Annotated in this window: 20 protein-coding genes; 19 read left to right on the top strand and 1 reads right to left on the bottom strand. The window is 58.8% G+C overall.

What is annotated here, in order from left to right; all coding sequences use genetic code 11:
- The first annotated feature begins 56 nt into the window (after nt 1-56).
- From ACYQ6M_RS17625 to ptsN, 14 genes are all read left to right on the top strand, one after another.
- Nucleotides 57-920, top strand: coding sequence for a branched-chain amino acid ABC transporter permease (locus ACYQ6M_RS17625; RefSeq protein ID WP_023001658.1), 864 nt, complete (start codon nt 57-59; stop codon nt 918-920).
- On the top strand, nt 917-1840 hold the full coding sequence (locus tag ACYQ6M_RS17620; RefSeq protein ID WP_075281342.1) for a branched-chain amino acid ABC transporter permease: 924 nt from the start codon (nt 917-919) through the stop codon (nt 1838-1840). The genes ACYQ6M_RS17625 and ACYQ6M_RS17620 overlap by 4 nt, the downstream gene beginning before the upstream one ends.
- On the top strand, nt 1837-2568 hold the full coding sequence (locus tag ACYQ6M_RS17615) for an ABC transporter ATP-binding protein (RefSeq protein ID WP_460074791.1): 732 nt from the start codon (nt 1837-1839) through the stop codon (nt 2566-2568). The genes ACYQ6M_RS17620 and ACYQ6M_RS17615 overlap by 4 nt, the downstream gene beginning before the upstream one ends.
- A complete protein-coding gene (locus ACYQ6M_RS17610) occupies nt 2568-3278 on the top strand; it encodes an ABC transporter ATP-binding protein (protein WP_023001655.1) in 711 nt (236 codons plus the stop codon). Before ACYQ6M_RS17615 ends, ACYQ6M_RS17610 begins: the two co-directional genes overlap by 1 nt.
- A 97-nt stretch (nt 3279-3375) precedes the next feature.
- Nucleotides 3376-5733, top strand: a complete 2358-nt coding sequence (locus tag ACYQ6M_RS17605) for a heavy metal translocating P-type ATPase (protein WP_460074790.1) — start codon at nt 3376-3378, stop codon at nt 5731-5733.
- An 11-nt stretch (nt 5734-5744) separates the two neighbouring features.
- On the top strand, nt 5745-6170 hold the full coding sequence (cueR, locus tag ACYQ6M_RS17600) for a Cu(I)-responsive transcriptional regulator (protein WP_055658337.1): 426 nt from the start codon (nt 5745-5747) through the stop codon (nt 6168-6170).
- On the top strand, nt 6170-6595 hold the full coding sequence (locus ACYQ6M_RS17595) for a c-type cytochrome (RefSeq protein ID WP_460074789.1): 426 nt from the start codon (nt 6170-6172) through the stop codon (nt 6593-6595). Before cueR ends, ACYQ6M_RS17595 begins: the two co-directional genes overlap by 1 nt.
- Nucleotides 6596-7059: 464 nt before the next feature.
- A complete protein-coding gene (locus ACYQ6M_RS17590; RefSeq protein ID WP_031269608.1) occupies nt 7060-7680 on the top strand; it encodes a ribonuclease D in 621 nt (206 codons plus the stop codon).
- A gap of 45 nt (nt 7681-7725) precedes the next feature.
- Nucleotides 7726-8376 (top strand): LPS export ABC transporter periplasmic protein LptC, encoded by a 651-nt coding sequence (lptC, locus tag ACYQ6M_RS17585; RefSeq protein WP_208984459.1) that lies wholly within the window; start codon nt 7726-7728, stop codon nt 8374-8376.
- A gap of 3 nt (nt 8377-8379) precedes the next feature.
- Entirely contained in the window at nt 8380-8958 is a 579-nt protein-coding gene (locus tag ACYQ6M_RS17580) for an LptA/OstA family protein (RefSeq protein ID WP_023001649.1), read from the top strand.
- Nucleotides 8959-9082: 124 nt separating this feature from the next.
- Nucleotides 9083-9838 carry an LPS export ABC transporter ATP-binding protein gene (gene lptB, locus ACYQ6M_RS17575; RefSeq protein ID WP_023001648.1) on the top strand — a complete coding sequence of 252 codons (756 nt, stop codon included), beginning with the start codon at nt 9083-9085 and terminating at the stop codon, nt 9836-9838.
- A gap of 89 nt (nt 9839-9927) precedes the next feature.
- Complete coding sequence (gene rpoN, locus ACYQ6M_RS17570; protein ID WP_023001647.1) at nt 9928-11481, top strand: RNA polymerase factor sigma-54; 1554 nt, start codon at nt 9928-9930, stop codon at nt 11479-11481.
- A gap of 291 nt (nt 11482-11772) precedes the next feature.
- The gene (hpf, locus tag ACYQ6M_RS17565) at nt 11773-12360 is read left to right on the top strand and encodes a ribosome hibernation-promoting factor, HPF/YfiA family (RefSeq protein ID WP_023001646.1); all 588 of its coding nucleotides are present in this window, start codon (nt 11773-11775) and stop codon (nt 12358-12360) included.
- 60 nt (nt 12361-12420) lie between these two features.
- Nucleotides 12421-12888, top strand: a complete 468-nt coding sequence (ptsN, locus tag ACYQ6M_RS17560) for a PTS IIA-like nitrogen regulatory protein PtsN (RefSeq protein WP_023001645.1) — start codon at nt 12421-12423, stop codon at nt 12886-12888.
- A 159-nt stretch (nt 12889-13047) separates the two neighbouring features.
- On the opposite strand, the gene mdoH is transcribed toward ptsN, so the two are convergent.
- A complete protein-coding gene (gene mdoH / locus ACYQ6M_RS17555; RefSeq protein ID WP_460074788.1) occupies nt 13048-14820 on the bottom strand; it encodes a glucans biosynthesis glucosyltransferase MdoH in 1773 nt (590 codons plus the stop codon).
- A 147-nt stretch (nt 14821-14967) separates the two neighbouring features.
- Here mdoH and ACYQ6M_RS17550 point away from each other — a divergent pair, with 147 nt between their 5' ends.
- The 5 genes from ACYQ6M_RS17550 (at nt 14968) to ACYQ6M_RS17530 (ending at nt 18883) form a co-directional block, all read left to right on the top strand.
- Entirely contained in the window at nt 14968-15990 is a 1023-nt protein-coding gene (locus tag ACYQ6M_RS17550; protein WP_228931123.1) for a zinc-dependent alcohol dehydrogenase, read from the top strand.
- 38 nt (nt 15991-16028) lie between these two features.
- On the top strand, nt 16029-16427 hold the full coding sequence (locus ACYQ6M_RS17545) for a 6-pyruvoyl trahydropterin synthase family protein (protein ID WP_055658347.1): 399 nt from the start codon (nt 16029-16031) through the stop codon (nt 16425-16427).
- A gap of 6 nt (nt 16428-16433) precedes the next feature.
- Nucleotides 16434-17486, top strand: a complete 1053-nt coding sequence (locus ACYQ6M_RS17540) for a glycosyltransferase family 4 protein (protein ID WP_460074787.1) — start codon at nt 16434-16436, stop codon at nt 17484-17486.
- Nucleotides 17483-18265: a class I SAM-dependent methyltransferase gene (locus ACYQ6M_RS17535; RefSeq protein ID WP_460074786.1), complete on the top strand. Its 783-nt coding sequence runs from the start codon at nt 17483-17485 to the stop codon at nt 18263-18265. Before ACYQ6M_RS17540 ends, ACYQ6M_RS17535 begins: the two co-directional genes overlap by 4 nt.
- 87 nt (nt 18266-18352) lie before the next feature.
- Entirely contained in the window at nt 18353-18883 is a 531-nt protein-coding gene (locus ACYQ6M_RS17530) for a cytochrome b (RefSeq protein ID WP_023001639.1), read from the top strand.
- Nucleotides 18884-19021 lie beyond the last annotated feature (138 nt).

The raw sequence follows: 19021 nt of genomic DNA, 5'->3' as shown, positions 1-19021 counted from the left end.
ACCTTCGGACCGGCCGCTCAGGCCGGTCCGGATCGTCTCGCGAATTGGTAGTTTAGATGGACATCCTGATTTCCGGCCTGCTTCTGGGCGGAACCTATGCGCTCATAGCCATGGGGCTCAATCTGCAATACGGCGTCGCCCGGATCATGAACCTTGCCAATGGCGAGGTTCTGGTCATGGGGGCACTGGCGTCATTTCTTGCCTTTACCGCGGCTAGCATAAGTCCGCTGATCACGGTGTTCCTCGTGGCGCCATTGGCGTTCGCAACCAGCTGGCTGGTCTACCGCGTCCTGCTTCTGCCGCTTGTCCGGCGGGCGAAAACGCAAGGCCAGCTAGAGGTGGACTCCATTCTGGCAACCTTCGGAATGGCATTCATTCTGGTGGGCACCATGGTGTTGATCTATCCGGAACTGTTTGCCTATTCCTTCCTTGCCGTTCCGGTGGACGTTGCCGGAACGACGGTTGCCGCCAACCGGCTGGTTGCCTTCGGCGGGGCCGTGGCCATCAGTCTGGCGCTTTATCTGTGGCTGAACCGGTCCAACGCCGGATTGGCTGTCCGGGCTGTTGCCGTCAGTCCGATGGCAGCCGGTCTTGTCGGCATCAACGTCGAACGCATCAGCGCGCTGGCCTTTGCCATCGGCGGCACGATCACGGCGATGGGGGGCGTGCTGATTTCAACCTTCGTCACGCTTGATCCGTCGTTCGGTGTCATCTTCACCATGAAGGCGTTGATCATCGTGATCATGGGCGGGGTCGGCGACATTCGCGGGGCAATTGTGGCTGCGCTGATCCTGGGCGTGGTGGAAACCGCCGTGGCGACGCTGATCGATCCGGGGCTGACCCTGGCTGCTGCCTACACGATCTTTCTGCTTGTTCTCCTGTTTCGGCCCCAGGGCCTGTTTGGCAGGAGACCCGCATGAACATTTCAGCCCTTGCGATGCCCGGCGCCGCAGCGCTTCTGGCCGCCGCCGCATGCGTTCCCTTTGTTGCAGACGGCTACTGGCTGTCGATCGCCGTAACCGTTTTGATGTATGCCGCCCTTGCCACTTCATGGTCGCTGTTTTCCGGGCCGACCCACTACATTGCCCTGTCGACGGGCGCCTTTTTCGGCATCGGTGGTTATCTGGTCGGCCTCGGCATGAGCGACTACGACCAGAGCTTCTGGGCGATGGCGGCGCTCGCCCCCGTTGTCGCGACAGCGCTCGCCGCGGTGATCGGCTGGGCGACCCTGCGCTTGTCCGGCGTCTATTTCGTCATCTTCACGCTCGGTCTTGCGGAAATGGTCCGCAACCTCGTCAGCTGGGTGCAGAACAATTTCCTCGGCAGCCGCGGGCTCTATGTGCTCACCGACCTGGATGAAACGCATATCTACTGGATGCTGCTTGCCGTTCTTGCCGCCGTGTTCGTGTTCGGCTGGTGGCTGGGGCGGTCGCGGCTCGGGTTCGCGCTGCGCATTCTCGGCAATGACGAGGCTGTGGCGCGCCATGTCGGCATCAACACCGCGCGCACCAAGGTCCTGATGTTCATGACCACCGGCTTCGTTGCCGCTCTTGTCGGTGCCATCGTCGCACCGCGCTACTACTACATCGAACCGAATGTCGTGTTCTCGCCGGAGCTCAGTTTCGTCGTTGTCATCATGGCTCTTCTGGGTGGCACGCGTAAACTTTACGGCCCGCTTCTGGGCGTTCTTCCCTTCACGCTCCTGTGGGAGGTGATTTCTGTCTCTTTCCCCAATGCCACCACGCTGGTTCTGGGGCTCGCCTTTCTTTTGATCGTCTATTTCCTGCCGAATGGTGTCACCGGTCTTTTCGGCAAGCTTCTGGCAGGGAGGTCGTCATGACATCAGGACAACCGATCCTTCACGTGGAAAGCCTCAGCAAGCGCTTCGGCGGTCTTGTTGCAGTCAACAATGTCAGTTTCCAGGTACTCGAGCATGAGGTGATGGGGCTGATCGGGCCGAACGGATCCGGCAAGTCCACGACCATGAACATGATTTCCGGCGCCCTGAAGCCGAGCTCCGGGGCGATCATTCTCAAGGGGCAGGATCTGACCAGGAAAAAGCCCCACGAAATTGCCCGCTCTGGCGTTTCCAGAACCTTCCAGCTTGTCCGCATTTTGCCGGAGCTGACCGTGCTGGAAAACGTCATCGCCGGCGGCGTCTTCGGCCATGCCAGGCGCTGGGGCAAGGAGGTGGAAACTTTCGCGGCGGAGCTTCTGGCAAGGGTCGGTCTGGAAAGGCAAAGTGGCAAGCCGGTCTCCGCGCTGACCTACATCGACCAGAAGCGGCTGGAACTTGCCCGCGCACTCGCCAGTGAACCGGAAGTCCTTCTTCTGGACGAGTGGCTCGCCGGTCTCAATCCTTCCGAGCTGACGGTCGGCATCGATCTGATTGCCAGCCTGCGCCAGGAGGGACGGACGATCATTCTTGTCGAACATGTCATGGACGCCATCCGCTCGCTATGCGACCGGTGCCTGGTGATCAACTCGGGCGCCCGGATTGCCGAAGGCACACCGGAAGACGTGCTTTCCGACCCGGAAGTCATCCGGGCCTACCTGGGGGATGGCTGATGCTGGATATCAACGGGCTCACCGTCACCTATGGTCTTCATGCAGCCCTTCAGGGTGTCAGCCTGACCGCATCGAAAGGCGAGATCGTCGTCATTCTGGGCGCAAACGGGGCCGGCAAGAGTTCGCTGTTGCGGGCCATCGCCGGGATCAGTGCAGGAACGGTCAGTGGTGAGGCAGCACTCGCTGGCCAATCCCTTCGCCAGATGAAAGCGGACAGGATCGTCGAGGCTGGAATAGCCTTCGTGCCGGAAGGCCGAGGCATATTCGGCGATCTCAGCGTCTGGGAAAACCTGATGCTGGGCGCCTATCCGGAGCGGGCGCGAGCAAGCCGGCAGGAGAACCTGGAAAAGGTGGTTGCTCTCTTTCCGAAACTGGCACAGCGGCGCAACCAGACCGCTCGGACCATGTCGGGTGGCGAACAGCAGATGGTGGCCATCGGCCGCGCCATGATGTCGAACCCGGACATCCTGATGCTGGACGAGCCGTCCCTTGGCCTGTCGCCACTCCTGTCGGGCGAACTCTTCGAGAACCTGTCGCGCATCCGGGAAACCGGCATCGGCGTCCTTCTGGTCGAACAGAACGCCAAGCGAAGCCTGGCGATCGCGGACAGGGGGTATCTGATTGAAAACGGCCTGATCACAGGCGCTGATACGGCATCTGCCCTGCTCAATGATCCGGCCGTACAGAAAGCCTATCTCGGATCGGGATAAACACCGGGCCGAAGAATAAGCAATTGCCCGCCTTGACCTTCCAGCAACTGGAGGGCCTATCTGATGAGGAGATCGAAGATCCATCAGGGCGAACATCATGCAGGATTCAGCGATCCAGCCGAACCAGACTGGCGAGGCAGGCAAGGTCACGGACCCGGTCTGCGGCATGTCGGTTACTCTTGGAAAAGGCAAGCCGAGCCTGAAATACAAGGGCGAGGAGTTCCACTTCTGCAGTCCGAAGTGTCACGACAAGTTCGAGGCTGATCCCTATTTCTATGTGTCCGGCAATAGCAGGAAGAAAAAGGCGATGGAGGCGGAACAGTCCGCCAAGGGCGCGCTTTATACCTGCCCCATGCACCCGCAAATCGTCCAGGAAGGTCCGGGAACCTGCCCGATTTGCGGGATGGCACTGGAGCCGCAGAGCGGCGTTTCCGACGAACCAAACCATGAGCTGGTCGATTTTACCCGCAGGCTCTGGGTTAGTGCCCTGGCGGCTGTCCCGCTTCTGATCCTGACCATGGGGCCGATGGTAGGCGTGCCGATCCGGGACTGGATCGGCGAAAGCGTTGCGATCTACCTGGAAGTCCTGCTGGCTACGCCGGTAGTCCTTTGGGCAGCCTTGCCTTTTTTCCAGCGGGGCTGGGCGTCTCTGGTCACTCGCAATTTCAATATGTGGACACTGATCATGATCGGTGTCGGTGCAGCCTATCTCTATTCCATGATTGCCGCTTTCCTGCCTTTCCTGTTCCCGGATGCGCTGAAGGGACCGGAGGGCCATATGCCGGTTTATTTCGAGGCTTCGGTGGTGATTATCGCGCTGGTCTTCGTAGGCCAGGTACTGGAACTGAGCGCCCGCGAACGCACGGGCGACGCGATCCGCGCCCTGCTGGACCTCGCCCCCAAGACAGCCCGGCGAATTACACCGGAGGGTGACGAATACGACGCTCCGCTTGAGAGTATCCTCGCAGGGGATCTGTTGCGCGTTCGACCAGGCGAGGCTGTTCCGGTCGATGGCGTGGTCAAGGAGGGTGGGTCATCCGTCGATGAAAGCCTGGTCACCGGGGAACCGGTTCCGGTCGAAAAGAACCCGGGAGACAAGGTTACCGGCGGAACGCTCAACAAGACCGGGTCCTTCACCATGAAGGCGAAGCTGGTCGGTGCGGACACCATGTTGTCCAAGATCGTCGACATGGTTGCCTCGGCGCAACGTTCACGCGCCCCGATCCAGGGGCTGGCCGATCGCGTTGCAGGATACTTCGTGCCTGCGGTACTCGGTGTGGCGGTGCTTGCTTTCGTGATGTGGCTGTTCGTAGGTCCAAGCCCTGCATTCGTTCACGCGGTTGTCGCGGCCGTCTCGGTGCTCATTATCGCGTGTCCGTGTGCACTCGGCCTTGCCACCCCGATGTCGATCATGACGGCAACGGGCAGAGGCGCGCAGGCCGGCGTTCTGGTAAAGACCGCCGAAGGTCTGGAACGGCTAGCAGCGGTGGATACGATCGTCGTTGACAAGACGGGAACCCTTACCGAAGGCAAACCGGTTGTCGATGAGCTTGTTCCGGCCGCCGGCAAAAGCAAAATGGAGCTTCTGCGGCTGGCCGGCGCGCTTGAAAAAGGCTCGGAACACCCGCTTGCCGAAGCGATCCTCGGGGCAGTCAAAAGCCAGGATCTGGATCTGCCCAGGGCAGAAAACTTCGAAGCCGTCACGGGGAAAGGCGTGCGTGCACGGGTCGATGATGCAGTCGTTCTTTTTGGCAACGCCGCTTTTGCCAGCGAAAGTGGCGCCGATTTGTCCGATCTTGGCGATCGTGCCGAAGAACTGGCTGAGCTGGGCAAGACGGTGATGTATCTGGTGCAAGAGGCTGGTGAGACAGCGCAGCTTCTTGGGCTCATCGCCGTTGCGGATCCGGTCAAGGCAAATGCCAGGGCAGCCATCAGCGCCCTGCATGACGACGGTATCAGGATCGTTATGGCGACGGGCGATGCGCCCCGCACGGCAGACGCCGTAGCCAAGCTGCTGGGGATTGACGAGGTTCACGCCGGTGTGTTGCCGGAAGGCAAGAAGAAGCTCATTGAAGACCTGAAGTCCAGGGGGGCAACGGTTGCCATGGCTGGTGACGGTGTCAACGATGCGCCTGCATTGGCTGCTGCCGATGTCGGTCTTGCCATGGGCACGGGGGCCGATGTCGCGGTGGAAAGCGCCGGACTGACGCTGCTCAAGGGTGATCTGGAAGGCATCCTGCGCGCCCGGAAGCTCGCCCGCGAGACGGTTCGCAACATCCGGCAGAACCTCTTTTTCGCCTTCGTCTATAATGCGGTCGGTGTGCCTGTGGCGGCCGGTGTGCTCTATCCGGTCTTCGGCATACTGCTGTCGCCGATGCTGGCCGCCGCCGCCATGAGCCTGTCTTCGGTTTCGGTTATCAGCAACGCGCTGCGTCTGCGCACGCTGAAGCTTTAAGGAAAAGAAAAATGAATATCGGTGAAGCCTCCGAACAGAGCGGACTGCCGGTCAAGACGATCCGCTACTACGAGGATATCGGCCTCGTCCGCCCTCTGCGCAGCGAGAACGGATATCGCGATTTTATCGACGCGGATCTCCAGCGGCTGAAGTTCCTTCAAAGGTCGCGCAGCCTTGGGTTTTCCATCGACGAGTGCCGTGAACTTCTGTCTCTCTACGAGGACCGCAACCGGGCAAGTGCCGACGTCAAGGCGATCACCCGGGCGAAGATCAAGGAAGTGGATCGCAAGATCGAGGAGCTGCGCTCACTCAAGAAGGTTCTGTCAGAGCTGGTGACCGCCTGCCATGGTGACGATCGGCCCAACTGTCCGATCATCGACGATCTGTCCGGCCAGCATGACCACGATCAGCTGGATGAAGATAGCAGGCAGGCTTGATGAGCAGGATCTTTCTGACAGTTTCAGCGATCTTGTCCGTTATTGTGCTGGGCATTCTGTTCTGGGGGCTCGTGTCCGGAAAGGAACAACCGCCTGCCGCTAGTGGAGCCGCGCTGGTGTCGGTGCAAGTCCCGGCCCTGGAAGGACAGGCCCTGGCTGGCGAAACTCTTTTTCGCGAAAACTGCGCGAGTTGTCATGGCGACAACGCTGCCGGGCGCGATGGCATCGCGCCCCCGCTGGTACACAAGATTTACGAGCCTGGCCATCACGCCGACGGGGCCTTTCTGCTCGCAGTCTCCCGTGGCGTGCGTGCGCACCACTGGCCATTTGGCGATATGCCGCCCGTGGATGGTGTCAGCCAGGAGGATGTACAAAAGATCGTTGTCTATGTGCGCGCGCTTCAACGGGCAAACGGGATCAACTGAACTCGAGGGGCGGGCGCGAGCTTTGAACCTGAGGGGTGTTTGTTGGCCTCGGCTGTCGCGCCATCTTTCCGAACCGGTCATGAAAGAGGGATGGCCGGCGGCCGAGTGCCTGGTGCATTGATTGCGACTTGGGACTGGAATTGCAATGAGCTGCCACCAGGCAATTCGTATCAAGAAATAGCATTCTCTTCACGTATCGGCATGGTTCTGCGGTCAACCGGCTTGCCTCATCCCGCCGCATGTTTTACCTGACGGAAAACTTATTCGAAAAAGCGGCCTGTCGTTTGCCTGTTGCGGGCAGTCGGCAGGCAATAACATTTGCGGTCGTTCAACCTGTGTTCATGTGTCATGGCATAAATGCAGGTGCGGTCATTGAAGATAAGAAACAGGTGTCCTGCTGGATCATTATGGCAGGAGCATCGACAGAAATTGTGCTCGGGACAGGCCAGAGGAGACGAAACGTCATGACCATCCGCTATCACAAGGGCGATTTGCCCGATCTGAAAGCCTATGAAACGGCAAGTGCGGTGGCGGTCGATTCCGAGACCCTGGGCCTCAACCCGCATCGTGACCGGCTCTGTGTTGTGCAGCTTTCACCGGGCGATGGCAGCGCCGATGTGGTCCAGATCGCACGCGGTCAGAGCGAGGCGCCGAACCTCGCTGCGCTGATGACCGATACGGCCAAACCGAAAATATTCCACTTCGCCCGGTTTGATGTTGCGGTGCTTCAGCACTATTTGAACATCCAGGTCTCGCCGATCTGGTGTACGAAAATCGCCTCCAAACTGGTTCGGACCTATACGGATCGCCACGGACTGAAGGATATCACGCGCGAACTTCTCGGGGTTGAATTGTCCAAGCAGCAGCAGAGCTCGGATTGGGCTGCAGAAACATTGAGCGACGCCCAACTGGCCTACGCGGCTTCGGACGTGCTTCATCTGCACGCCTTGAAGGAACGGCTGGAAATGATGCTGGAGCGTGAAGAACGTAGTCATATTGCCCGGGCCTGTTTCGATTTCCTGCCGACGCGGGCAGAACTCGATCTGAAGGGCTGGGAAGAAAACGATATTTTCGCCCACTCGTAATGGCTTAGGTGCCAGGAGATCGGGCACACGATTTCGGAGAATGGATTGAGCGCTGTTGGCGATCATATGCACGGACATGCGGCCAGGCGACCATTGACCCGCGCCCAACGAGCCGCGCGCCGACACAGCCTGATGGTGCGCATCATGCGCTGGCTGTTTCCTGGCGTCGGGCTGTTGATTCTGGCAGTCATGGTCGGGCTCGTGGTCTTGTTCAACGTGCTCAGCGGGCTTGGTGCCACCAACATGATGCTGACCAGCGAGGGGCTGGTGATGGATCATCCCGAACTGTCGGGTCATGATGGTGACCGCTCCTACCGGGTAACCGCCTACAGGGCGATCCAGCGCCTCAGTGACCCGCGCGTCATCGATCTTGAGACCATTCGGGCCGACATCACGCTCAGCAAGGACCAGAGCGCGCAGATTGTGGCGCTGAAAGGTACCTACAACAACGCGACGGAGAGCTTGCGGCTCTATGAAGGCATTCAGCTTGAATGGAGTGAAGGCTACACGGTCGACCTGTCTGAAGTGGAAATCGACCTCAGCAACGGGGCTCTGAAGACCTCGCAGGTCGTGTCCATTCGTTCCGATCAGGGCCGTGTCGTGGCGGGCAAACTCGACTATGATAAAGCCAAGGGAATCGTCAGGTTTTCCGACGGTATCAAGATGACCCTCAATCCTGCTTCGCAAGGACAGTAAGAGATGACTTTTCTGAAACGCATGACGATTGCCGCCGCCGCAGCCCTTCTTGCCGGTTCGGCCCATGCCCAGACCTTCTCCGATGCCTTCGCCGGCTTCGGGTCGAACGATGGTGAGCCTATCGAGATCGAGGCGAGTGAACTGAGGGTCGAAGACAACAACAACACCGCAACCTTCGTTGGCGATGTGCTGGTCACGCAGGGCGAAACCAGCCTCAAGACGCAGCGGCTCAAGGTGTTCTACGTCGGCTCAGGTGCTGAGAAGACCGAAGAAAGCGCCGTCCAGCAGAAGATTTCGAAGCTGGAAGCGGCGGGAGGCGTGTTCATCACCTCCAAGGACCAGACCGCGAAGGGCGACGAAGCCAGCTTCGACATGAACAAGGAAGTCATGGTGATGACCGGCAAGGAAGTCGTGCTCAGCCAGGGACCGAATGTTGTCGTCGGGAACAGGCTGACCGTCAATCTGAAGACCGGCCAGGCCAATCTGAGCGCCGGCAATGGCAAGGTGTCCGGCCAGGGCAGCGGCCGCGTCAAGGTGCGCATTCAGCCCAACAGTGTGAACAACGACCAAAACGGCAACTGATATTGACGGCTGGTTCGACTCGACAGTGTCGGCCTCAGACCTTATGTGAAGCCGCGGCAATGATCGGATGGACGGCGCGCCAGTGAAGAGAACGTCTTCGGAGTATAACGGATTGCAGGGAAGCATGCCGGAAACGGGCCACGATGGCGAAGAACTGTCGCAGGCGCTGGTCGTCGATGGCATCGGCAAGACCTATGGCCGCCGCCAGGTGGTGAAATATGTGAGCCTGTCCGTGAAGCCTGGCGAAGCCGTCGGCCTTTTGGGGCCGAACGGTGCCGGCAAGACCACGACCTTCTATATGATCACCGGGCTGATCCGGCCGGATCAGGGCAAGATCTCGCTGGAAGGCTTCGACATCACCCGCATGCCCATGTACCGGCGCGCCCGGCTCGGCATCGGCTACCTGCCCCAGGAAGCGTCCATCTTCCGTGGCCTGACGGTGGAAGAGAATATCCGCGCCGTTCTGGAAGTGATCGAGCCGAACCGGCAGAAACGCCGGGAGGAGCTAGATGAGCTGCTGGCTGAATTCGGCCTCACCCACTTGCGGAAATCGCCAAGTATCGCCCTTTCCGGTGGTGAACGCCGCCGCGTTGAAATTGCCCGCGCACTTGCAAGCCGTCCGTCCTTCATGCTGCTCGACGAACCTTTCGCAGGTATCGACCCCATCGCGGTAGGGGATATTCAGCAGCTCGTGCGTCACCTGACCCAGCGTGGCATTGGCGTTCTGATAACGGACCACAATGTTCGCGAGACGCTCGGCCTCATCGACCGCGCCTACATCATCGCTTCGGGCGAGGTTCTGACGGAAGGGCTCCCCCAGGAAATTGTCACCAATCCGGATGTGCGCCGGCTTTATCTGGGTGAACAGTTTACGCTTTGATGACACGCCGCCAGCTACGTTATACACTCGGTCTGCAATCAAGAAGCAAAAAGCAGACCAACTTGAAATAACGCTTGCCTGGGAACTCAATGGCCATTTCAACCAAGCTGGAGATGCGACAAAGTCAGTCGCTGATCATGACGCCGCAACTGATGCAGGCGATCAAGCTGTTGCAAATGTCCAATCTCGATCTCGTTGCCTATGTCGAAGCCGAGTTGGAACGAAATCCGCTTCTGGAAAAGAACGACATCGCCGAAGGCGGAGGCGAGGGGGATGGCGGCAGGGACGCCGCTGCAGACGCGTTCGGCGATGGCGCGGACAATCAGACCCGCCAGGGCGACGAGCCCGATACAGGCGACTGGATGCAGAACGATCTGGAAACCGGGTCGGAGGCCATTGCCTCACGCATGGATACCGACCTGGGCAACGTCTTTCCCGACGAGCCCGGCGTGCCTGCATCGCCGGATCCGGCTCTTCTGAAGGCCGGTGACAGTTACAAGAACGCCGGCAGCAGTGGTGCTTCTGAAGATTACAATCTGGAGGCCTTCGTTGCCGACGAAGCCTCCCTGGTCACGTCTCTTGAAGAACAGATGCATCTGGCGATCGGCGATGAAGCCGACAAGCTGATCGCGACCCACCTGATCAACTCGCTTGATGAAAACGGCTACCTTTACCTGGATTTCGATGAGACGGCGGAGCAGCTCGGGGTCGAAACCGAACGGCTGGAAAGCGTTCTGGCCATCTTGCAAACCTTTGAGCCCGCAGGCGTGTTTGCGCGTAACCTGGCCGAATGCCTGAAGCTGCAGCTCATCGACAAAAACCGCTACGATCCGGCCATGGAAGCGCTGATCGACAATATTGAACTGCTGGCCAGACGCGATCTGCCGGGACTTCGCAAGGTTTGCGGTGTCGATGATGAGGATCTGGTCGAGATGATTGCGGAAATCCGCGCACTCGATCCCAAGCCCGGCAGTCTCTTCGGATCGGCGCTGGTGCAGCCGGTGGTGCCGGATGTCTTCGTGCGCCCGGCCAACGACGGCACCTGGGCGATCGAGCTGAATTCGGACACCCTGCCGAAAGTGCTCGTCAATCAGACCTATTATGCCAAGGTCATCAAGACGGCCCGAAACGAGACGGAGAAGGAATATCTCACCGACTCGTTGCAGACGGCCAACTGGCTCGCCAAGAGCCTTGATCAGCGCGCCCGTACGATCCTCAAGGTATCGACAGAAATTGTCCGGCAGCAGGACGGGTTTCTCACCTACGGCATCGCCCATTTGCGTCCGCTCAATCTGAAGACCGTCGCGGAAGCAATCGGCATGCACGAATCGACGGTCAGCCGGGTGACCTCGAACAAATTCATGGCGACCCCGCGCGGCATCTACGAGCTCAAGTACTTCTTCTCTTCCGCCATCTCCGCAACGGTGGGCGGCGATGCCCATTCGGCGGAGTCGGTCCGGCACCGGATCAAGCAGATGATCGATGCCGAAGATCCGAAGTCGATCCTGTCGGACGATACGATTGTCAAAATTCTGAAGGACGACGGCGTCGATATTGCCCGCAGGACGGTCGCCAAATACCGCGAAGCCATGAAGATCGGTTCGTCTGTTCAGCGCCGGCGTGAAAAAAACGTGCGACTTTAAGTCCTGATGTGATCTGCCGTTAGGGCTCGATGGTGCAATATTTAAAATGTTTCAGAGATTTCCACTGAAACAATACAAGGCAATTACACGGCTCTTTTTCAACTTTGTTTCTTTAATTCATAATCAATTGACTCTTTGAGCGAGCGCAATTATAGCACCGCCCTCGTGACGTAAACAGGGGATGGCGCTTCGGCGCTGACTGGTCCATTCTGTAAGCTTGAAACGTCTCGCGTTTCAACACCGGCGGCAACGTCGGTGACCTATCGGTCAATAGAAAAAGAAGAGGTCCCCATGGCTTTGCGGATTTCGGGTAAGAATGTCGATGTAGGCGATGCACTGCGCGTCCACGTCACAGACCGAATCGAAGACGCTCTGGAAAAATATTTCACAGGCGGCTTCACAGGCCACGTTACGCTCAGCAGGGAGGGCACAGGCTTCAAGTCTGAATGCAGCCTGCATTTGGACACCGGTATTGTACTTCAAGTGTCCGCGCAGGATCAGGACCCGCGCGCCAGTTTCGATATGGCTGCGGAAAAGATCGAAAAGCGGCTTCGCCGCTACAAGCGCAAGCTGAAGGACCATCATGGCCCCAACGGCCACGACCGGGAGGCTCTGGAAGCAGCATCTTATGTGCTGGCTTCGCCCGAGGAAGACGAGGAAGTGCCGGTGGATTTCAATCCGCTGGTGATTGCCGAAACTTCCGCGAAAGTTAAAACGATGACCGTCGGTATGGCGGTAATGGAGCTGGATCTGACCGAAGCGCCGGTCGTGTTGTTCAAAAACGCGGCAAATGGCGGTGTCAATGTTGTCTATCGCAGGCCAGACGGCAATATTGGCTGGATAGATCCAGCATTGGTAGCCAATCAGGCTGCCGAATAAGGATGCGGATGGGGTCGGCTTCCTCAGGGAAGCCGGCTTCTGAAACTTGTAGGCGGACTAATGGATCTTGGTGATCTTCTGGGTAAAGACGCGGTAATTGCCGGGCTCAAGGCCAAAAGCAAAAAACAGGCAATTCAGGAACTCGCCGGTAAGGCGTCTGAACTGACCGGTCTTTCCGAACGGGAAATCTTCGACACGCTTCTTCAGCGCGAACGTTTGGGCTCTACAGGTGTCGGTCACGGCATTGCGATCCCGCATGGCAAGCTGACACGGCTCGACCGTCTGGTAGGACTGTTCGCGAAGCTGGAAAAACCAGTCGATTTCGATGCTCTCGATGATGAGCCGGTTGACCTGGTGTTTCTGCTTCTGGCGCCGGAAGGCGCTGGTGCCGACCATTTGAAGGCTCTGGCCCGTATCGCGCGCCAGCTCCGCGACGGCGCTGTCACCCAGGGCATTCGCGCGTCCCATGATGCGCAAGAGATCTACGATCTTCTGACCCAGCCGTTGGCTTCTTCCAACGCGGCTTAATCCGTTTCAAAGTCTCTGATGCAAAAAGACCGGCTGCGAGGCCGGTCTTTTGGTTCGTATGCGGCGCGTTCAGCCAGCAAGGAGGCTTTGGACGGTTCACCTGGTGTCACCCAGCCCTCAATGGACTTGGCAGGTCCCAGTGCGCGAGCCTGATCCGTGTCACGCCTTCGCCGGATTGGCATCGCCCTGAACGAGCCCTTGCTGCTGGACGGCGACTGCACCTTTGGTAAGCGCCGGCAGATGAAGGTCTGCGAGCTCTGCAGGGGGATTGGTCTCTTCGGGAATACGCCACAGGGTTGAACGGATCGCGATCCGGCCAAGTGTTCTGGTCGAGGTTGTCACCGCGATGACAGCTGCCAGAAGTGGCCCGATGGCCACGGGAATGACCGGCCACACCAGATCGATAGGCTGGGTGGAAAGCCAGGCAAGACCTGCAAGTCCGAAGAGTGTCTGCGGCCAGAGCTTGCGGGCCGCCAGCAAGACCGGCAGTCGTTGGACACCACGTGCCTGCGCCCCCCAGCCGATGGTTTTGCCGAACAGGAGCCCGCCCATGAACAGCGAGTGCGCCACGGCCATGATCGGTGCCAGCATTGCCGAATAGACGATTTCCGCAAGAACGCTCACGACGACACGTATCGGCCCGCCGAAGGCCTTGCGAAGGTCCGGACGGGCAAGCACGTCGGCGACGGTTGCCAGTTTCGGCGCGAACACCATCGTCAGGACGGTGAAGAAGAGCAGGGCGCCAGTGTCAGGGCGATATGGCATGTAGTCGGTGACCATGCCGAGGATGGCGGCCGAAGTCATGAAGCCCAGCCACGCAGGAGAGCCGAGGAACATCAGGATAGCCAGCACCAGCTGCATCCGGCTAACGGGTTTGAGGCCAGGAAGCCCGATCAGCCGGCGGTATTGCAGGTTGCCCTGGCACCAGCGCAGGTCACGGCGGATAAACTCCAGCAGATGAGGCGGATTGGCTTCATAGCTGCCCGTTTCAAGCGGCAGTACGCGCACTTCGTAGCCGGCGCGGCGCATCAGGACGGCTTCCACCTGATCATGGGAAAGAATGGTTCCCGAGAGCGGGCCCTTCCCGGGCAGTTCCGGCAGACGGCAGCTTTCCTTGAACGGTTTGATCCGCAAGATGGCGTTGTGTCCCCAGTAGGGGCCGCAGTCACCCTGCCACCAGGCACTGCCGATGGTGTAGGAACGCATGCCAAGCCGCATGCCGAACTGGAAGACACGCGCAAATGCGCTGTCTGTCGGAAGGCCAACCACGAGACTTTGGAGAATGCCGAGCTGGGGATTGGCTTCCATGCGGCGCACCAGTCCGACAATAGCGTCGGCCGACATGTAGCTGTCGGCATCCAGCACCAGTGCAAACTCGTGTCGATCGCCCCAACGTTCGCAGAAGTCTTCGATGTTGCCGGCCTTGAAACCGCGATTGTCCGTGCGCCGCCGATAGACCACCTCCATCTGGCCTTCGAAGCGATCTTTCAGCCGGGACGTCATCTGCTGCTCCAGAAGGGCAACGTCGTCCATATTGGTGTCGCTGAGCACATAAAGGGTGAACCGGTCTGCTTCGCCTGCGCGTATCAAGTGAGACACGATGGCGTTCAGATTGGTTTCCAGACTTTCTGTATCTTCGTTGCGGACACAGGACAGCAGCGCTGTCGAGCTTCGCAGCGGCTGAGTAGGGTCGCCGTGCTCGATCGGGCAGACTGCATCAGCAGGGTTTCTGGAAAGCCGCATGATGAGGAGGCCGATCACCGCATTCCAGAAACCTATGATGGTCCAGGGCAGGGTGATCATGAAGCAGACAAGAATGAAAAGGTCGAGCGCCGTATATCCACCAGGAGAAAGCGTCAGCGTCATCAAGGTGGCGAGGCCGGCAAAACTGAGCCCGATAAGGGCCGCGAACGTCAAACGCCGTGCGGTCATAGGAGCAATTGATCCATTGAATTTTGGCATGTCAAAGACCCGAAACATTTTTTTGACTTCCAATCGGAGCGATCATCGCAATAGTGCGCATGTCAAAATGTCCTAACGTTGACAAAGGCAAGGGTTGATGACCGCAGAGGATAAAGGATGACCGCAGACGTACCGGTGACGCGCGACACAGGTAAACCGCAGGCGCTGTGGTACACCGAGCCCGGTCGATGCGGACTGGAGACTGTTTCCTTGAATGAGATGCAAACCGGCGAAGTGCTGGTCGAAACGCTCTTTAGCGGGATAAGCCGGGGAACGGAAGGCCTTGTCTTTCGCGGCGACGTTCCGTCGAGTGAATGGCAGCGCATGCGGGCGCCGCATCAAGAGGGAGATTTCCCGTTTCCGGTTAAATACGGATACGCAAACGTCGGCAGGGTCATTGCAGGAGACCCGGATCTCAACGGCTGTCTTGTGTTTTCTCTCTTCCCTCATCAAAGCGTCTTTACGCTCCCCTCCATGTCGTGCGTGCCGGTTCCCCAGGGCGTTTCCGCCGAAAGAGCCGTTTTGGCGGCCAACATGGAAACGGCACTTAATGCGTTATGGGACGGAAAACCATCACCGGGGGATCACATCTGCGTGGTCGGCGGTGGTGTCGTCGGTCTCTTGACCGCATACGTTGCCGGACGGTTACCCGGATCAAAAGTAACTGTCGTGGATACAAACCCTGACCGAGCGGAAGTTGCCATCGGGCTGGGTCTGGAATTTGCACTGCCGGAAGATGCGCCGGCTAACCAGGATCTGGTGTTTCACACAAGTGCCACGTCGGCGGGACTGGCGACGGCGCTTGCCTGTGCCGGCGACGGCACGTCCATCGTCGAGCTGAGCTGGTACGGCGCGCATGCGGTCACGGCTCCGCTCGGAGCAGACTTTCACTGCCGCCGCCTGAAGCTTGTTTCCAGTCAGGTTGGAACGATCCCGATCGATCGGCAGGCCCGCTGGACTTACCGCCGCAGGCTGGAAACGGCTCTTGGCCTCCTGGCCGATCCTGCCCTCGACCGTCTCATCACCCACAAGGTGGCGTTTGCCGAGCTCCCGGATCGTCTTCCCGATTTGTTGAACAAGGCGTCAGATGTGCTTGCCGCCCTCGTCGTATATGACGGAACCAACCAAGCTGTCGTTTGAAAAGCTCTCAATTTTCCTCATGATTTCAGGATGATAAGATGTTTGCAGTTGAAGTACGCGATCACGTCATGATTGCCCACTCCTTCAAGGGAGAACTGTTCGGTCCGGCCCAGGCGTTGCACGGTGCCACGTTTGTCATCGATGCCGCGTTTCTGGCCGACAGCCTTGACGCCAATGGCGTGGTGATCGACATCGGCCGGGCGCATGATGCGTTGAAGGAAGTCCTGCAGCCTCTGAATTACAAGAACCTCGACGAGGTGCCGGAATTTGCAGGCATCAACACCACGACCGAGTTTCTGACAAAGCACATCCATGATCATCTGGCCAAGGCTGCCAGAGCGGACAAGCTCGGACGTCCGGGATCTGAACTGAAGGCGATCCGCGTGACGATTTCCGAATCCCACGTCGCGCGCGCCTGGTACGAAGCCGGGATCTGACAGCTCATGCCCGCGCTTGTCTTTGCCTATCCCGGAGATTTCAACACACCGACCGGTGGCTACGGCTACGATCGCAGGATCGTCGCCGGTCTGCGCACGCTTGGCTGGGAGGTTGATCTGGTTTCGCTTGGGGACGGCTTTCCGTTTCCCACCGAAGAAACGCTTCGGCAAGCCGAAGCCCGGCTGTCGTCGGTGCCGGAAGGGTCGCTTGTTGTCGTCGACGGTCTCGCACTTGGGGTAATGGCGGGAGCCATGGAAAGACTGCAGGATCGGATCACTCTCATTGCGCTTGTGCACCACCCGCTCTGTGTCGAAAACGGTTTGTCGAAGGAACAGGCTGAAGCTCTTTTCCAGAGCGAAAACAAAGTGCTGGCTTTTGCCCGTCATATCATCGTGACCAGTCCCGCAACAGGCACTCAGGTTGAAGAGCTTTTCGGCATATCTTCGGACCGCATCACCGCCGTTCTGCCCGGCACGGAAAAGCCTGAGCCGTATGAACGCCCACAGAACGACGTCGCGAGGCTGCTGTCGGTTGGCACCTTGCTGCCACGCAAGGGCTACGATCTCTTGCTGACCGCTCTTGCAAGCCTCAAGGAGTTGCGCTGGCATCTGGATATCGTCGGTGGGCTTGAGGCGGATCCTGAATGTTACCAGGCGCTCTTAGGCCAGGCGCGTGAGCTGGAACTTCTAGACAGGATTACCCTTCACGGGGCTGTTTCGGCGCAAGACCTTGGCGACTTTTATCGCTCGGCAGAGGTATTCGTGCTCGCAAGCCGGTATGAGGGCTACGGCATGGCTTATACCGAAGCGCTTGCCCACGGTTTGCCGGTAATCGGTAGCGGTGGCGGCGCGGTGAAGGAAACGCTTCCGGAGAAGGCTGCCATCTACTGCGGCGTAGAGGATGTCGATGCTTTGCGTGACGCGCTCGAAACACTCATCTCCGACCGCGAGAAACGTGCGGGATTGAGCACTGAAGCCAGAAAGGCCGCTGAACTATTGCCGGACTGGACGGATGCGGCACGGAAGTTTGCAGACCTGTTGCAGGATAATGGCCGATGAGTGGTTTTTCACCAGCATGGCTTGCCTTGCGCGAACCGGTCGATCTGGCGGCTCGCAATGAGGACGTTGAAACCGCATTCTTCACGGCTCTCGGCAGTCAGCCGATGCGCATAATGGATCTCGCAAGTGGAGCAGGCTCGACTGTCTCGGCTCTTGCTCGGCATCGAGGCACTTCGATCGAATGGCTTTTGACCGACTACGATCCGGCTCTGTTGGAAGTTGCCGGGCAGCGCTGGCAGGACAGGGTAACAACGCGGCAGATCGACCTTGCGAGCGATCTGGAGGAGCTGCCGTTTGCCGCGGTTGACGCGGTGACTACATCCGCTTTTCTGGACTTGGTTGCAGAGCCGTTTCTTGTCCGGCTGGTCGATCAGGTCGTGAAGGCGCGAAAACCGTTTCTGGCAAGCCTTACCTACGATGGCCGCGCGCTTTTCACCCCGCAACTTCCCTTTGATGCCGCGTTGTTGGCCGCCCACAACACGCATCAGCTGTCTGACAAGGGGTTCGGTCCGGCCCTCGGTCCGGCCGCTGCCATGCGTGCCATCGAACTGTTTCGGGATCGAGGCTACAAGGTGGTGCAGGGCCGGTCTGACTGGCAGGCAGACAGTTCGTCAGCGGATTTCCTGAAAGAGCTTCTCGGGGGCTGGTGCAACGTCGGCAGGGAAGTCGCGCTGGACGAGACGGAACTGGCGCAATGGTGGTCGCTGCGGCAGGAACACATCACTTCCGGTCAACTCACTCTCAGCGTCGGTCACGTCGATTTCACTGCCTTGCCGTAAGACACGGGTATCCGGCTTCCTTCCGGGACTTGTTGAAACCGGGTGGTCTGCCTAAACTGTGTGCAGGCAGGAGAGGAGAGGTGCGATATGGGCGCAAGTGATGAACGCTATAGCCCGATTGCCCGGCTGATCCATTGGCTGACCGCCATTCTGGTGCTGACAATGGTGCCTGCCGGCCTTGTCATGATCCGGATCGACAGCGGCCCCTTGCAGAACCAGCTGTTTGATTACCATCGCTCGGTCGGCATCGTGTTGATGATATTGACCCTGGTACGTCTCGGTTTTCGGCTGACCCACAAACCCGCCCCCTTGCCGGAAGGCATGCCGCTCTGGCAGCAATTTGCCGCCAAGGCTACCCATGCCTTTCTGTACGGTTTTCTGCTGGTCAATCCCTTCATCGGGTGGGTGGCTACCTCCGCCTACGGTGCGGCAATCTCGGTCTTCGGCCTGTTCACCATGCCGGCCATTGTCGCCAAGGACCGTGCGTTGGCAGACCAGCTTTTTCAGATTCATCTTGTGCTCGGGCTGCTCTTCACTGCCGCTGTGGTGCTGCACATTGCCGCCGCGCTTTATCACGGTCTTGTGCGCAAGGACGGTGTTCTCGGTAGAATGATTTAAGTTTTTGGAACGAATACTCTGCGGTAATGTTGAGTGTCTTGAAAGATTTTTTATGATTGAGGAAGTGTTAACTTAACAAACTTTAATAGTTCCTGTTTTGTAATTTTTTACCATGCCCTTTAATTACAGTTTATCGTT

Source organism: Roseibium sp. ROS1 (assembly GCF_054658215.1).
The sequence above is the reverse complement of the archived record's forward strand: the minus strand, read 5'-3'. Positions and strand labels throughout refer to the sequence as shown.

Bases quoted from the DNA above. Each gene is read 5' to 3' on its own strand.
- ACYQ6M_RS17625 (WP_023001658.1), top strand. From the start codon at position 57: ATGGACATCCTGATTTCCGGCCTGCTTCTGGGCGGAACCTATGCGCTC.
- ACYQ6M_RS17620 (WP_075281342.1), top strand. From the start codon at position 917: ATGAACATTTCAGCCCTTGCGATGCCCGGCGCCGCAGCGCTTCTGGCC.
- ACYQ6M_RS17615 (WP_460074791.1), top strand. From the start codon at position 1,837: ATGACATCAGGACAACCGATCCTTCACGTGGAAAGCCTCAGCAAGCGC.
- ACYQ6M_RS17610 (WP_023001655.1), top strand. From the start codon at position 2,568: ATGCTGGATATCAACGGGCTCACCGTCACCTATGGTCTTCATGCAGCC.
- ACYQ6M_RS17605 (WP_460074790.1), top strand. From the start codon at position 3,376: ATGCAGGATTCAGCGATCCAGCCGAACCAGACTGGCGAGGCAGGCAAG.
- cueR (WP_055658337.1), top strand. From the start codon at position 5,745: ATGAATATCGGTGAAGCCTCCGAACAGAGCGGACTGCCGGTCAAGACG.
- ACYQ6M_RS17595 (WP_460074789.1), top strand. From the start codon at position 6,170: ATGAGCAGGATCTTTCTGACAGTTTCAGCGATCTTGTCCGTTATTGTG.
- ACYQ6M_RS17590 (WP_031269608.1), top strand. From the start codon at position 7,060: ATGACCATCCGCTATCACAAGGGCGATTTGCCCGATCTGAAAGCCTAT.
- ACYQ6M_RS17580 (WP_023001649.1), top strand. From the start codon at position 8,380: ATGACTTTTCTGAAACGCATGACGATTGCCGCCGCCGCAGCCCTTCTT.
- lptB (WP_023001648.1), top strand. From the start codon at position 9,083: ATGCCGGAAACGGGCCACGATGGCGAAGAACTGTCGCAGGCGCTGGTC.
- rpoN (WP_023001647.1), top strand. From the start codon at position 9,928: ATGGCCATTTCAACCAAGCTGGAGATGCGACAAAGTCAGTCGCTGATC.
- hpf (WP_023001646.1), top strand. From the start codon at position 11,773: ATGGCTTTGCGGATTTCGGGTAAGAATGTCGATGTAGGCGATGCACTG.
- ptsN (WP_023001645.1), top strand. From the start codon at position 12,421: ATGGATCTTGGTGATCTTCTGGGTAAAGACGCGGTAATTGCCGGGCTC.
- mdoH (WP_460074788.1), bottom strand. From the start codon at position 14,820: ATGACCGCACGGCGTTTGACGTTCGCGGCCCTTATCGGGCTCAGTTTT.
- ACYQ6M_RS17550 (WP_228931123.1), top strand. From the start codon at position 14,968: ATGACCGCAGACGTACCGGTGACGCGCGACACAGGTAAACCGCAGGCG.
- ACYQ6M_RS17545 (WP_055658347.1), top strand. From the start codon at position 16,029: ATGTTTGCAGTTGAAGTACGCGATCACGTCATGATTGCCCACTCCTTC.
- ACYQ6M_RS17540 (WP_460074787.1), top strand. From the start codon at position 16,434: ATGCCCGCGCTTGTCTTTGCCTATCCCGGAGATTTCAACACACCGACC.
- ACYQ6M_RS17535 (WP_460074786.1), top strand. From the start codon at position 17,483: ATGAGTGGTTTTTCACCAGCATGGCTTGCCTTGCGCGAACCGGTCGAT.
- ACYQ6M_RS17530 (WP_023001639.1), top strand. From the start codon at position 18,353: ATGGGCGCAAGTGATGAACGCTATAGCCCGATTGCCCGGCTGATCCAT.